Raw genomic sequence first — 12,518 nt, forward strand, 5'->3', positions numbered from 1 at the left:
TCCGACAATTTTCTGGTGTCGTTCAAAGGGATTTCGCCATCATGACGAAATGACCCAGGAGGCGTTCGTGTCACTATAGCACGAACAAGCAAAAAGGCCGCCCCGTCTGGGCGGCCTGATCTCAAGATGGGCCCCGGCCTGCGCCGGGGTGACAACCGAGTGCGTCGATAGGTCGGTGTTAGCCGACGATTTCGTCGTCCGAGAAGAAGAACTTGATCTCTTCGGCAGCCGTTTCAGGAGCGTCCGAACCGTGGACCGAGTTCTCGCCGACGGAGAGAGCGAATTCCTTGCGGATGGTGCCTTCGGCTGCATTTGCCGGGTTGGTCGCGCCCATGATTTCACGGTTCTTGAGGATGGCGCCTTCGCCTTCCAGCACCTGCACGACGACGGGCGAGGCAATCATCTGCTCGACCAGCTCACCGAAGAAGGGGCGTTCCTTGTGGACCGCGTAGAAGCCTTCGGCCTGGGCGCGGGTCATGTGGATCTTCTTCATCGCGATGGGGCGCAGACCGGCCTCTTCGAACTTGGCAACGATCTTGCCGATCAGGTTGCGGCGGACGGCATCGGGCTTGATGATGGAGAAGGTGCGTTCGAGCGCCATGGGTCGATCCTTGAATGGGTCTGTTGGAAAGGTGGCGCCTTGTAGCGGTAGAGTTTGACGGAGGCAAGACGCCTCATCAACCCAGAGACACGAGGCAATCGCCGTTGCCTTCCTCGACTTCCACCTCGCCATGGACAATCTGGTTATTCTCCGGGTCACCCACAGTTACGTCCAGATTGGCAATCAGCTCGCCCGCCTCGATCACCTGCTCGGTTTGGACCGGCACGATCTGCATGGTGCACATCTGCGCGGTATTTACGGTGGGCAAGTGCACGGACACGATGGTGCCACGCGGCTCGGCGAGTTGGGCGGGTTCCACGGCCTGGCAGGCACCACCATCGAATGTGGCGCGGAGCAGAACGCGTTCGCTATCGATGCGGCATGCCGTCAGCGCGGTGAAATTGGCCGCCTCCTGGGCGAATACGGCGGCGCAACTCAGCGTGAGCGCAAGCGCCAGCGGGAAGGACCTCATCGATCTGTGCATTAGACATCTCCTCAAGCGCGCGGTATTGGCTCACCAAACATCGCAATTCTTATATGGACCGCCATCCTGATCATAGGATTGGCGAGATTTTGGCATGCTGACCATCAATAACCTGACCTATCGCATCCAGGGGCGTGAGCTATTCGAGGATGCGGCTCTGGTGCTGCCCGATGGGGTCAAGGCCGGGTTCGTCGGCAAGAACGGTACCGGCAAGACCACGCTGTTTCACCTGATCCAGCAGCATATCGGCCCGGATGCCGGCTCCATTGAGGTCAACAAGAAGGCGCGCATCGGTGCGGTGGCGCAGGAAGCCCCTGCTGGCTCCGAAACCGTGCTCGAAGTGGTGCTGGCCGCCGACAAGGAGCGCACGGCGCTTTTGGCCGAAGCTGAAACCGCTACCGACCCGCACCGGATCGGCGACATTCACATGCGCCTGGCCGACATCGACGCCCATAGCGCCGAGGCCCGCGCCTCCTCAATCCTCAAGGGTCTGGGCTTTGAGCACGACCGGCAGAACGCTCCGACCCGCGAACTATCGGGCGGCTGGCGCATGCGCGTGGCGCTGGCGGCGGTGCTGTTTTCACAGCCCGACCTGCTGCTGCTCGACGAACCGACCAACTATCTCGATCTCGAAGGCACATTGTGGCTCGAGAAATATCTCGCCACCTATCCCTATACGGTCTTCCTGATCAGCCATGATCGCGACCTCCTCAACAAGGCGGTCAATTCCATCGTGCATCTCGAGCACCGCAAGCTGACCTTCTACAAGGGCAATTACGACACGTTCGAAGCCACGCGCCGCATGCAGATGGAGCTCAACAACAAGACCCGCGACAAGACGCTGGACCAGATCGCGCATCTGCAGAAATTCGTGGATCGCTTCAAGGCCAAGGCCACCAAGGCCAAGCAGGCCCAGGCCCGCGTCAAGATGATCGAAAAGCTCAAGCCCCCGGCGGCCATGTTCGATGAGCACGCCTCCCCTTTCAAGTTCCAGCAGCCCAAGGTGGAGCTGCCTACCCCGATGATTACCCTGGATGGGGTATCGACCGGCTATGGCGACAAGGTCATCCTCAGGAATATCACCCAACGCATGGACCCGGACGCGCGCATTGCGCTGATCGGCGTCAACGGCAATGGCAAGTCGACCTTCGCCAAGCTGCTCGCCGGGGATATCCCGGTGATCGAGGGCACCATGCGGATCAACAAGAAGCTCGAAATCGCCCATTTCGCCCAGCACCAGATGGACAAGCTCAGGCCCGAGGACACGCCGCTTGAGCATGTGACGGCGCTGATGCCGCTGGAAAACGAGGCCCGACGCCGCAGCCGCCTGGCGCAGATGGGGCTCAACACCAGCCGCATGGACACCAAGGCGAAGAACCTTTCGGGTGGCGAGCGCGCGCGCCTGCTTATGGGGCTGATCACCTTTTCGGGCCCGTCGATGATGATCCTCGACGAACCGACCAACCATCTCGACATCGACAGTCGCGATGCGCTGGTGCATGCGCTGAACGATTATGAAGGCGCCGTGCTGATCATCAGCCACGACCGCCACCTGATCGAAGCCACTTGCGACACGCTCTGGATCGCCGAAAACGGCACTATCCGCGAGTTGGACGAAGACCTGGACAGCTATCAGCGCAGCATCACGTCCAACAAAGAGGGCCGCAACGGCGGTGGCAATGCCAATGGCGGCGACCGCAAGCAGTCGCGGCAGGAAGCTGCGGCGCGCCGAGCCGAGTTGGCGCCGCTCAAGAAAGCCATCACCGACGCTGAAACCCGGATGAAGCGCCTCAAGACCGAACTTGAGAAGGTCGAAGTGCAACTGGCTGATCCCAAGGTCTATGATGGCCCGGCGGACAAGGTTATCGCTCTGGGTAAGGACAAGGCCCGGTTTGGCGCCGATCTCGAAGTACTTGAAGAAAAATGGCTCGAGCTGAGCGCAGAGCTGGAAGCGGCCGAACAGGCTTAGGACCAGTCGCTAATCAGCTCAGGCTCAGCCACCGGCAGCGCGGAAAACTGCTATGTGCAGGCCAGCGTCAGTTGATTGTCGATCGGTCCCAGGCCGTTAAGCCAGTTCGTTGACCAATTGCCCTCGATGACATTGACGGCGACTTCTGGCTGGCCTTTTCTGCATCCTGAATGGATGTGAGGCCTAGATGACGCGCTTGTTCGCTCTGATCGTCGCGATTTTCCTGTCGCTGGGCGCCCTCCCCGCGACGGCCCTTGACCTGTCGGGACTGAGCAAGCAGGAACGCGCCGACACGCTGCGCTTTGCCATCAACAATGGCCTGTTCACGCTATATCACGAAGTGGCGCATCTCCTGATTGATACGCTGGCCTTACCCGTGCTGGGCCGGGAAGAGGACGCCGCCGACAATATCGCCACCTGGGTGCTGCTGCAGAAGAATACGCCTGAGGCAAACCTGACGCTCGAGGACGCGGCTCATGGCTGGGTGCTGACGGGGCGGAGCTATGACGATTACTTCGGTGGCGAAGATTATGCCTCGGGCTACAGCCCCGACCGGCACCGGGCCATGCAGATCGTTTGCCTCATGGTGGGGGCCGATGGCGCCGCTTTCCGCCGCGTCGCCGATGCCTACAATATTCCGTCCGAGCGGCAACACACTTGTCTTTTCGACTATGGGCTGGTTGACCGCACCCTCGCCGATCTGCTGGCGAAAAGTGCATCGGGTACGCGCGTCGATGTCACCTATCACGATGGCGGCACCCGGCTGCGACTGGCCGAGCGCGTGTTTCGCGGCAGCGGCATTTTCGACGATGTGGCCGAAGAGCTGCGCCGGGGCTACCGGATTGATGACCGGGTCAAATTCACCGCGCGGCGCTGCGGCGAATCCAATGCTTTCTACGACCCCGCGACAACTGAAATCATCTTCTGCTATGAGCTGATGGAGGATTTCATGCAGCTCTATGTGGACGATCTTCCGCAGCGGCGTCGGGACTGAGCGCGCCTGGATATCCGGGCATCAAGGGGGCGTTTTGCCCCTTTTCTGGGGGACTTGATATGAAGACGATGATGGCGGCAGCGGCCGCAGCGACGTTGTGCCTGGGCCTGTCAATGGCGCCAGTCCACGGGCAGGACCAGGATGACCCGATCCTGGGCGAGGCCATGGCCTTTGCGCTCCACGATGCGGCCTTCACCATGTATCACGAGATCGGCCATCTGCTGGTCGGCGAACTGGGCTTGCCGGTGCTGGGCAAGGAAGAAGATGCCGTCGACGCTCTGGCCACCATCTGGCTGCTCGAATTCGACGAAGGCGAAGACAGTTATGACGCTCTGATTGATGCTGCGGATGGATGGTATTTCAACGCCGTCCAGTCGACGGGCTCGGGCGTTGATGAATTTTCCTATTATGACGAGCACAGCCTCGATATTCAGCGGGCCTATGCCATGGTCTGCATGATGGTGGGCAAGGACCCGGAGGCCTTTGGCGAGACGGCCGACATCTACGAGATCGACCCTGACCAGCAGGAGGATTGTGGGTACACTTATGAGCAGGCCTTCACCTCGTGGATGGCCCTGCTTGATCCGCATCTGACGGAGGCGGAAGCGGGCGCCAGCATCGAGGTCATCTATGAGGATGCCGGGGACTACGAAGTTTACGCACTGGCGCTCAAGGACTACCGCATCATGGAATATGCGGCCGAGACAGTGGCCGCCAGCTTCAACCTGCCTGGCCCCGTCACCTTCCGCGCCACCCAATGCGGGGAGCCGAACGCCTTCTACGATCCGAGCAACAGCGAGGTCATCTATTGCTACGAAATGGCCGAGCACATGTTCTACATGTACCTCTACGACATCGTGGGCTGGGGTGACACCGCCAATTAAGGCACGTCAACTGAACCCGACATAGCGCCCCGGCCGATGGTTGAGGGCGATGATCATGTTGAGCACCAGCGCGCCGAGGATTGAATAGAGCACCCGGTCAAACGGCAGCACGAAAAAGGCTATGATCAGGATGACTGCGTCGACGCCCAGCTGGAAATAGCCGGCGCGGATGCCGAAATTATCCTGCAAGTAGAGCGCCAGGATATTGATGCCGCCGACGCTGGCCTTGTGGCGGAACAGCGAGAGGATGCCCAGGCCCATCAACCCGCCGCCGACCAGCGCTGCGAACAGCGGATGGATCTGCTCGATGCCGATCCAGGCGGGAATCTGGCTGGTGAAATAAGACACCAGCGCCACGCTGGCGATGGTCTTGACCGCGAAGGGCCATCCCATGCGCCAGAAAGCCAGGCCGTAGAACGGAAGGTTGATGGCGAAGAACAGCCAGCCGAAGGGAATGCCGGTGACATATTGCAGGAGCAGCGCCAGGCCGGCGCTGCTGCCGGTGGTCAGCTGGACCTGGGCGTAAAAGGCAATGCCGAGCGACACCAGCATTGTGCCGATGAGGATGGCAAAAATGTCTTCGTGCCACTTGTGGCGGCTGGGCGTCGAGAGGTCGGGGGTCATGCCTGTGCCTTGTTTTCCCAACGGCCATTGGCGTCCTGCTGCCAATAGGTCAGGGTATTGCTGCCTTTGAGCGTCTTCCAGGCCAGCCGCGCCGCCGCCACCGCGTCCGGGTCGTGCCCGGAAAACAGATACACCAGACGCGTATAGCCCTCGCCCGATTGCGGCACCGCGCCATCGGCGAAAAAGCGCACGGCGGCGCCATTGGTGTTGTCCGACTCGGTAGTGATCAGGATTGGCTGATGCGCGTCGGCGTCCTCGCCGGCCATGCCATGGGCCAGGAAACTGTCGTCGCGATAGGTCCAGAGATGGGCGTCCAGTGCTTCCGCCCTTTCGCGAGAGCCGACTTCGATCACGGCGCGCCAGCCGCGCTCAAGCGTCTTTTCGAGCAGCAGCGGCATCACGGCCTCAAGCGGGCGGGTTTCGAGATGATAAAACAAGACTTCGGCCATGCAATTACCCTATCGCTCGGGCATTGGTTTCGCCAGCGAGTCGCGCGACACGCTGGAATGCACCGAACGGGTAGCACAGCCGATGAGTGATTGTGCCCGTGCCCGAACTGCCGCAAGGTAAAATTCGACTGTTTTCAATGGCCGAAATGGCGGACTGGCTTTCGATCCCCGCATGAGACGACTGACGAGCTATCTGACGCGGCTATTCGCCACCGATGCCCTGATCCTGTTCGGGATCGTGTGTTTCCTGCTTTGGCTGGTCAATTGCCTGCGCTCGTTCGATGTCGTGTCGGTCAAGGGCCAGGGATTCGGCACCCTCGCCTTGCAAGCGCTGTACACCATGCCGCCGCTGGCGCTGTCGTTCTTCTATATCTGCGTGGGCATTGGCGTGGTGCGCGCGCTCACGGCGCTGCAGGCCAGCCATGAACTGCATATCATCCACACCAGCAAGGGTCTTGCAGGGCTTTGGCGTGCCACTGCCGTCACCTGCACCGGTGCTATAGCGGTTGTGCTGCTGCTGGCCCATGTGCTCGAACCGCTCGCCAACCGGCACCTCAACCAATTGTCTGCCGAAGTGGCCGCCGACCTCGTCAGCTCGACCCTCAAGCCCAATCGGTTCACTCAGGTTACGCCGGGGGTCATTCTCCTCATTGGAGGTCGTGCCGACGGTGGCCAGATCACCGAATTCTACGCCGATGACCGGCGCGATCCTGACACCAGGCGCACCTATATCGCGGCGTCGGCCCGGGTGATGGGCGTCGATGACGACTATGTGCTCCAGCTCCGGGACGGCACACTGCAATATCTCGAGTCAGACGGCCGCTATTCGGAAATCCGCTTCACCCGCTATGACGTCAGCGTCGAAAGCCTGTCCCAGCAGACGCTTCGGGTGGATGAACTGGCGGAAATGAACAGCTTCAGCCTGATTGACCGGGCCCTCAACGAAACCGGATGGACGCCTGCCATCGTCAAGCGCCTGCTCGACCGCTCCGCTGAGGCACTGCGGGTTCTGGGACTGGTGCTGCTGGTCGTGGCCATGGCCGGCTTCCCGAGTGGCAATCGCTTGCGGATCAAGCTGCCGCTTGAGGCCATTGTCATGCTGGTCGCTTTCGGCGAACGCGGCCTCAGCGCCTATAGCCCGCTCGGCAGCGCTACGGGAGCCATTGTCCTGATCCTCGCCGCGGCCTTCGTTCTGGCGATGCGCCTGTGGCCGCGTCGACCAACAATGGGGGTGCCGGCATGATCAGCCGCATCGACATGGTTGTCCTGGCGCGCCTATCGAGCCGCATCGCCGCGACAGTGTTCATTTTCTACGGACTGATTGCGCTGGTGGAATCGCTGGACACCTGGCGCTTCACCTATGTTTCCGAACAGCGCGGCCTGCACATGGGCATCCTCATGGTTGCCATGAGTGCGGTCCGCTGGACCATCAAGACCCTGCCGGTCACGGTTCTGATGGGCGCAATCCTGGGCCTCGTTGACCTCAAGATGCGGCACGAGTTGACTGTCATCAAAACCGCCGGCATCTCCATCTGGCGGCTTTTGCGCGCCCCCGTTCTGGTGCTGATCGCCGCCAGCTTCATCATTGCGCTGGGCGCCGAAACGATCAGCAACCAGATCAACCGCGACCTGGCGCCGACCCCGCCGGGACAGACGGCGCAATTGACGCCAGCAGGCGAAATCTGGCTCGAGCAGCGCGGCGAAGACGCGCACTATGTATTGATGGCGCGCAGCATGGCCGACGGCGGCTCGACATTGGCCGACGTCAAGCTGTTCCACCTTGGCCCCAGTGATATTCCGCGCCTCGAAGCACCCGAAGCCATGCTTGAGGCCGGATACTGGACGTTCCCCATCGCCACGGCGCGCACGCCTGATGGCCCTGCCCGCTCGGTTTTCGGTGTTCGCGTGCCAACAACCTCGACCGCCGCCGAAATCAGTCTCAAGCTAGCTTCCACCGAGGATCAGACATTCTTTGAACTGGCCCGCTTGCTTCAGCGCGGCGTCAGTGACCCTTCGGTCCGGGCGGCGACGGCCATGCGGCTTATCAAGCTTCTGGCCCTGCCGCTGGTCCTGACCGGTTCCCTGCTCATCGCCTTCGCCTTTACCGCCGGCTATAATCGGCGAACACAGTTCGGCCCGGCGGTGCTCTATGGGATCGTGTTGGGATTTGTCGTCTTCGTGATCACCGAAATGGCAGATCGCGCGGGCTCCACGGGCGTTCTTGACCCTATCTTTGCAGCGGTCGGACCCGCTGTCGTCGCCATTGTTATCGGCATTACAGTCTTGCTGCGCAAAGAGGATGGCTGGACTTGATGATCCTGCCGGCCGCCGAGGCAGGAGCGCTGCGGCGTTCCGATTTTGGCCGTATTCATCGATCAATTGACAGCGTGGCCACAACGCCGCATTGAAGGCGTTACTCGAGAGGCGGACCTGACCATGACACTTGCAAATCTTCGGCGCGCCTGCGGCGCGATGTTCATCGGCCTCGCTCTGGCATTTATCCCCGCCGTTCCGGCGATGGCTGCCACTGTGGTGACAGTGAATGGCGAGCCGATCAGCGATGTGCAGGTGGACCAGCGGCTGCGCCTGTTCCGTATGGAGGGCAATAACACCGGCCGCAATGGCGCACTGGAACAACTGATCACCGAGGCGATCCAGATCCAGGAGGCCAAGCGCATCGGCATCAACGTGTCTAATGCTCAGGTCGACGACGCTTTCCTGCAGATTGCGCGCAATCTCAATGTCAGCCGCGACCGGCTTCAGCAGATGTTGCAGGAGGGTGGCGTCAGCAGCACCACCTTGCAGGATCGCCTGCGGGCGGCCATTGCCTGGAATTCGCTGGCGGAGTCCGCCGTGGCGCCGCAGGTGCAGATTTCCGAGCTTGAGCTCGACCAGCAGGCAGCTCAGCAGCTCGCTGACTTCCAGAATTTCGACTACATCCTCAAGGAAGTTACCTTTGTTGGCGGCAGCCGTTCGGGCCAGGCCAATCAATACCGCTCAAGCTTTGCCGGCTGCGGCACGGCGGTGGAGCTGTCCCTCGCCTATACCGATGTCGCTGTTGTTGATGTCGGTCGCCGTCATGCGACCCAGATGCCCGATGCCATCGCCAAGGAACTGGCCGGCCTTAATGTCGGCGGCATTACCAAGCCGCGCGCCGTGGCCAGCGGTCTGTCCATGCTGGCCATTTGCGAAAAGGTTCAGGCCCAGGACCTGACCTTCGTCAAGGGCGGCCTGCGCGACGACGTTGGTGGCGACGCGATGGAGCGTGAGACCAAGGCGTTCCTCGAACGCTTGCGCAGCCAGGCCAAGATTATCTACCAGTAAGGCGAGCCGCACTCGCACTGAACGTCGCCCGAACGAACTGGGCTGAATAGCGGCCGCATAACTGTGCGGCCGCTCTGTCATTGGGGGCCAGAATGACCAGGCCATTGGCCTTGACCATGGGCGAGCCGGCCGGCATCGGCCCGGACCTGTTGCTGGCCCTCTACGCACAGCGCGAGGCACGCGGCCTGCCGCCTTTCGTGGTTTTCGGCCATGGTGGCTTCCTCAAGGCGCGTGCGCAGCGGCTGGGGCTCGATATCGCAATTGCGACCGTGGATGCCGATAACGCCCTTGATGTCTTCGCGCAGGCGCTGCCCGTCGTCTCCATAGACGGCACCGTCGAGGACACCCCCGGCGCACCGGACCAGCATGCGGCGCCCGTGGTGATCAATGCCATTACCCAGGCGGTCGAGGCGACCATGACCGGGCATTGCCGCGCGGTGGTGACGGCGCCCATCCACAAGGGCGCTCTTTATCACGCCGGATTCAAGCACCCGGGGCATACCGAATTCCTCGCCGAACTGTGCGCAATGGGCGGCACCCCAAAGCTGCCGGTGATGATGCTGGCTCATGACGATCTGCGCACCGTGCCGCTGACCATTCATGTGCCGATCAAGGACGTGCCGGGCCTGATCAACCGCAAGCTCATCCTCGAAACTCTCAAAGTCATGTCTCATGACCTGCGGCAGCGCTTCCACATTGCTGCGCCGCGCATTGCCGTAGCGGGTCTTAATCCCCATGCGGGCGAAGGCGGCACCATTGGCCGGGAGGATGTTGAAATCATCGGGCCGGCGATTGCCGATGCGCAGGCCGAGGGCATCGACGCCATAGGGCCCCTGCCCGGCGACACATTGTTTTACCCGCCGCATTGGCGGCAATATGATGCGGTCCTGGCCATGTATCACGATCAGGCGCTGATCCCGATCAAGACTGTGGCGTTCGACGCGGGGGTCAATATCACCCTGGGCCTGCCCATCGTGCGCACCTCCCCCGATCACGGCACCGCCTTCGACCTTGCCGGCACCGGCAAGGCCTCTCCTTCCAGCTTCGCCGCGGCCATTGCCATGGCAGACCAGATGACGGCACCGAAGCCATGAGCCAGATCGACAATCTCCCGCCCCTACGCGAGGTCATCGCAACCCATGGCCTGCGCGCCAAAAAAGAACTCGGACAGAACTTCCTGCTCGATCTCAACCTCACCGCCCGCATTGCTCGCGTCGGCGGTTCGCTTGAAGGCGTGCGCGTAATCGAGGTTGGCCCCGGCCCCGGTGGCCTCACGCGGGCCCTGCTGGCAGAAGGCGCCAGGGAAGTGATCGCCATCGAGCGCGACGCCCGCGCCTTGCCCGCGCTGGCCGAGGTGGCCGACGCCTACCCGGGCCGCCTGACCGTGATCGGCGGCGACGCCATGGAGATGGATTACCGCCAGCTGGCCGATGGACCAACCCGGATCATTGCAAACCTGCCCTATAACATCGGTACGCCCTTGCTGACCGGCTGGCTGACCATGGAACCCTGGCCCTCTTTCTTTGAAAGCCTGACGCTGATGTTCCAGCGCGAAGTGGCCGAGCGCATTGTCGCCCGGCCCAGCGACGATCACTATGGCCGCCTTGGCGTTCTGGCCGGCTGGCGGAGTGATGCGCGCATTGCCTTCAATGTGAGCCGGCAGGCCTTTGTGCCCCCGCCCAACGTCACTTCGGCGGTCGTGCATATCGTGCCCAAGCCGGTCGAGGCCGGACTGCCGGTCAAGCTGGTCGAGCAGGTCACCAAGGCCGCCTTCGGGCAGCGCCGGAAGATGGTGCGCCAGTCGCTCAAATCCCTCGGCGTCCCGGTCGAAGGCCTGCTCGCGGCCGCCGGGCTCAAAGGCGACGAACGCGCCGAAGACCTGCCCATCGAGGCCTTCCTCGCCATGGCCAGAGCACTGCCTGGGCTGCGCTAAGTGGCTGCGGGCGGCTCCATAGGCCGCTCCGGCTCCGCCAATGGCGCAATAAACACCAGCCTGATCGCGACCAGCAGCGCCAACATCGCCGCGCCGCCGCTGACCAGCATGACCCCGGGCCAGCCCCAGGCGGTCCAGGCGTAGCCGCCCAGGGTTCCGAGGATCGAGGCGCCGAGGTAATAGGCCACCAGATACATCGCCGATGCCTGTGCCTTGCCGGTACGGGCGCGGCGGGTAACCCAGGCGCTGGCGATGCCATGGGCCGCAAAGAAGCCCATGGTGGCCACGGCGAGACCGGTGATGATCGCGGCCGTGTTGTCGACCATGGTGACGGCCATGCCCGCGCCCATCAGCGCCACCAGTGCCCAGAAGACTTTTCGGCGCCCCAGCCGCTGCGACAGGCCGCCGGCCCAGGTCGAGCTGACGCTGCCCAGCAGATAGACCAGGAAGATCGAGGCAATGGCCGAATGGCTGAGCGCGAAGGGCGGCAGCGCCAGGCGGAAGCCGGCATAATTGTAGAGCGTCACAAAGCCGCCCATCAGCAGGAAGGCGCTGGCGAAGAGCCAGGGCAGCGCCGCATCGTCAAAACTGGCGCGGCAGCGTCGCCACAGTTCGGGCAGGCCGATGGGATCACGAACGAAGGCACGCGGCTTGGGCAGGAGCATGGCCACGGCGATGGCCGCCACGACGATCAGTCCGCCCAGGATGCCGGTGCCGAGCCGCCAGCCCAGGACATCCGACAGGACGCCCGAAATGACACGACCGGCCATGCCGCCAATGGCGGTGCCGCCGATATAGAGGCCCATGGAATAGCCCAGCGCCCCCGGGTCCATCTCCTCGGAGAGATAGACCATGGCCACCGCTGGTATCCCGGCCAGCGTCAGCCCCATCATGGTGCGCAGGGTGATCAACTGCCACCACACCTGGGTAAAGGGCAACAGCATGCCGAGGAATGCCGTGATCAGCAGCGCCCCCACGATCAGCCGGCGGCGTCCCAGCCGGTCGGCCAGCATGCTGGCAGGAATGAGCGCGACGGCCATGGTGGCCGTAGTTGCCGACAGCGCCAGCGACGCGGTGCCCGCATCACGCACCCAATATTGCGCGAACATCGGCAGCAGCGGCTGCACCGAATAGAGCGAGGCAAAGACCGAAAAGGCCGACAGGAAAAAGGCGATATTGGCCCGGACAAATTCGGGCGTTCCGCGCCGGATGGCGGGAACGATCGACTTGGTCACATTCCCTGGCTCACTCATCGA

At 62.4% G+C, this 12,518-nt stretch carries 13 protein-coding genes; 8 read left to right on the plus strand and 5 right to left on the minus strand.

Going from position 1 to position 12,518, the window contains the following annotated elements:
* Window positions 1-178 precede the first annotated feature (178 nt).
* Window positions 179-601: a nucleoside-diphosphate kinase gene (ndk, locus tag NIM87_RS03565; RefSeq protein ID WP_254673233.1), complete on the minus strand. Its 423-nt coding sequence runs from the start codon at window positions 599-601 to the stop codon at window positions 179-181.
* 76 nt (window positions 602-677) lie between these two features.
* Entirely contained in the window at window positions 678-1,085 is a 408-nt protein-coding gene (locus NIM87_RS03570) for a hypothetical protein (RefSeq protein ID WP_254673234.1), read from the minus strand.
* 94 nt (window positions 1,086-1,179) lie between these two features.
* Here NIM87_RS03570 and NIM87_RS03575 point away from each other — a divergent pair, with 94 nt between their 5' ends.
* From NIM87_RS03575 to NIM87_RS03585, 3 genes are all read left to right on the plus strand, one after another.
* A complete protein-coding gene (locus NIM87_RS03575) occupies window positions 1,180-3,054 on the plus strand; it encodes an ABC-F family ATP-binding cassette domain-containing protein (protein WP_254673235.1) in 1,875 nt (624 codons plus the stop codon).
* A gap of 187 nt (window positions 3,055-3,241) precedes the next feature.
* Window positions 3,242-4,048, plus strand: a complete 807-nt coding sequence (locus tag NIM87_RS03580; RefSeq protein ID WP_254673236.1) for a DUF4344 domain-containing metallopeptidase — start codon at window positions 3,242-3,244, stop codon at window positions 4,046-4,048.
* Between the two features lie 59 nt (window positions 4,049-4,107).
* Entirely contained in the window at window positions 4,108-4,932 is an 825-nt protein-coding gene (locus NIM87_RS03585) for a DUF4344 domain-containing metallopeptidase (RefSeq protein ID WP_254673237.1), read from the plus strand.
* A gap of 6 nt (window positions 4,933-4,938) precedes the next feature.
* On the opposite strand, the gene NIM87_RS03590 is transcribed toward NIM87_RS03585, so the two are convergent.
* Both NIM87_RS03590 and NIM87_RS03595 read right to left on the minus strand, forming a co-directional pair.
* On the minus strand, window positions 4,939-5,556 hold the full coding sequence (locus NIM87_RS03590) for a YitT family protein (RefSeq protein WP_254673238.1): 618 nt from the start codon (window positions 5,554-5,556) through the stop codon (window positions 4,939-4,941).
* Window positions 5,553-6,005 (minus strand): DNA polymerase III subunit chi, encoded by a 453-nt coding sequence (locus tag NIM87_RS03595; RefSeq protein WP_254673239.1) that lies wholly within the window; start codon window positions 6,003-6,005, stop codon window positions 5,553-5,555. The genes NIM87_RS03590 and NIM87_RS03595 overlap by 4 nt, the downstream gene beginning before the upstream one ends.
* Window positions 6,006-6,177: 172 nt before the next feature.
* Between NIM87_RS03595 and NIM87_RS03600 the strand changes: the two genes are divergently transcribed.
* The 5 genes from NIM87_RS03600 to rsmA all read left to right on the plus strand — a co-directional run bounded on the left by NIM87_RS03600 (window position 6,178) and on the right by rsmA (window position 11,262).
* A complete protein-coding gene (locus NIM87_RS03600) occupies window positions 6,178-7,248 on the plus strand; it encodes an LptF/LptG family permease (protein ID WP_254673240.1) in 1,071 nt (356 codons plus the stop codon).
* On the plus strand, window positions 7,245-8,318 hold the full coding sequence (locus tag NIM87_RS03605; RefSeq protein WP_254673241.1) for an LptF/LptG family permease: 1,074 nt from the start codon (window positions 7,245-7,247) through the stop codon (window positions 8,316-8,318). The genes NIM87_RS03600 and NIM87_RS03605 overlap by 4 nt, the downstream gene beginning before the upstream one ends.
* Before the next feature lie 123 nt (window positions 8,319-8,441).
* A complete protein-coding gene (locus NIM87_RS03610; protein ID WP_254673242.1) occupies window positions 8,442-9,329 on the plus strand; it encodes a peptidylprolyl isomerase in 888 nt (295 codons plus the stop codon).
* Between the two features lie 92 nt (window positions 9,330-9,421).
* The gene (gene pdxA, locus NIM87_RS03615) at window positions 9,422-10,423 is read left to right on the plus strand and encodes a 4-hydroxythreonine-4-phosphate dehydrogenase PdxA (RefSeq protein WP_254673243.1); all 1,002 of its coding nucleotides are present in this window, start codon (window positions 9,422-9,424) and stop codon (window positions 10,421-10,423) included.
* A complete protein-coding gene (gene rsmA / locus NIM87_RS03620; RefSeq protein ID WP_254673244.1) occupies window positions 10,420-11,262 on the plus strand; it encodes a 16S rRNA (adenine(1518)-N(6)/adenine(1519)-N(6))-dimethyltransferase RsmA in 843 nt (280 codons plus the stop codon). Before pdxA ends, rsmA begins: the two co-directional genes overlap by 4 nt.
* On the opposite strand, the gene NIM87_RS03625 is transcribed toward rsmA, so the two are convergent.
* The gene (locus tag NIM87_RS03625) at window positions 11,259-12,497 is read right to left on the minus strand and encodes an MFS transporter (RefSeq protein WP_254673245.1); all 1,239 of its coding nucleotides are present in this window, start codon (window positions 12,495-12,497) and stop codon (window positions 11,259-11,261) included. The genes rsmA and NIM87_RS03625 overlap by 4 nt on opposite strands.
* Window positions 12,498-12,518 lie beyond the last annotated feature (21 nt).

It is taken from the genome of Devosia ureilytica (assembly GCF_024273195.1).
Classification (GTDB): domain Bacteria; phylum Pseudomonadota; class Alphaproteobacteria; order Rhizobiales; family Devosiaceae; genus Devosia; species Devosia ureilytica.

What these genes read in the sequence shown, in the direction of transcription:
- ndk (WP_254673233.1), bottom strand. Translation starts at nt 601, where the DNA reads ATGGCGCTCGAACGCACCTTCTCCATCATCAAGCCCGATGCCGTCCGC.
- pdxA (WP_254673243.1), top strand. Translation starts at nt 9,422, where the DNA reads ATGACCAGGCCATTGGCCTTGACCATGGGCGAGCCGGCCGGCATCGGC.
- NIM87_RS03570 (WP_254673234.1), bottom strand. Translation starts at nt 1,085, where the DNA reads ATGCACAGATCGATGAGGTCCTTCCCGCTGGCGCTTGCGCTCACGCTG.
- NIM87_RS03600 (WP_254673240.1), top strand. Translation starts at nt 6,178, where the DNA reads ATGAGACGACTGACGAGCTATCTGACGCGGCTATTCGCCACCGATGCC.
- NIM87_RS03595 (WP_254673239.1), bottom strand. Translation starts at nt 6,005, where the DNA reads ATGGCCGAAGTCTTGTTTTATCATCTCGAAACCCGCCCGCTTGAGGCC.
- NIM87_RS03590 (WP_254673238.1), bottom strand. Translation starts at nt 5,556, where the DNA reads ATGACCCCCGACCTCTCGACGCCCAGCCGCCACAAGTGGCACGAAGAC.
- NIM87_RS03610 (WP_254673242.1), top strand. Translation starts at nt 8,442, where the DNA reads ATGACACTTGCAAATCTTCGGCGCGCCTGCGGCGCGATGTTCATCGGC.
- NIM87_RS03575 (WP_254673235.1), top strand. Translation starts at nt 1,180, where the DNA reads ATGCTGACCATCAATAACCTGACCTATCGCATCCAGGGGCGTGAGCTA.
- rsmA (WP_254673244.1), top strand. Translation starts at nt 10,420, where the DNA reads ATGAGCCAGATCGACAATCTCCCGCCCCTACGCGAGGTCATCGCAACC.
- NIM87_RS03585 (WP_254673237.1), top strand. Translation starts at nt 4,108, where the DNA reads ATGAAGACGATGATGGCGGCAGCGGCCGCAGCGACGTTGTGCCTGGGC.
- NIM87_RS03580 (WP_254673236.1), top strand. Translation starts at nt 3,242, where the DNA reads ATGACGCGCTTGTTCGCTCTGATCGTCGCGATTTTCCTGTCGCTGGGC.
- NIM87_RS03605 (WP_254673241.1), top strand. Translation starts at nt 7,245, where the DNA reads ATGATCAGCCGCATCGACATGGTTGTCCTGGCGCGCCTATCGAGCCGC.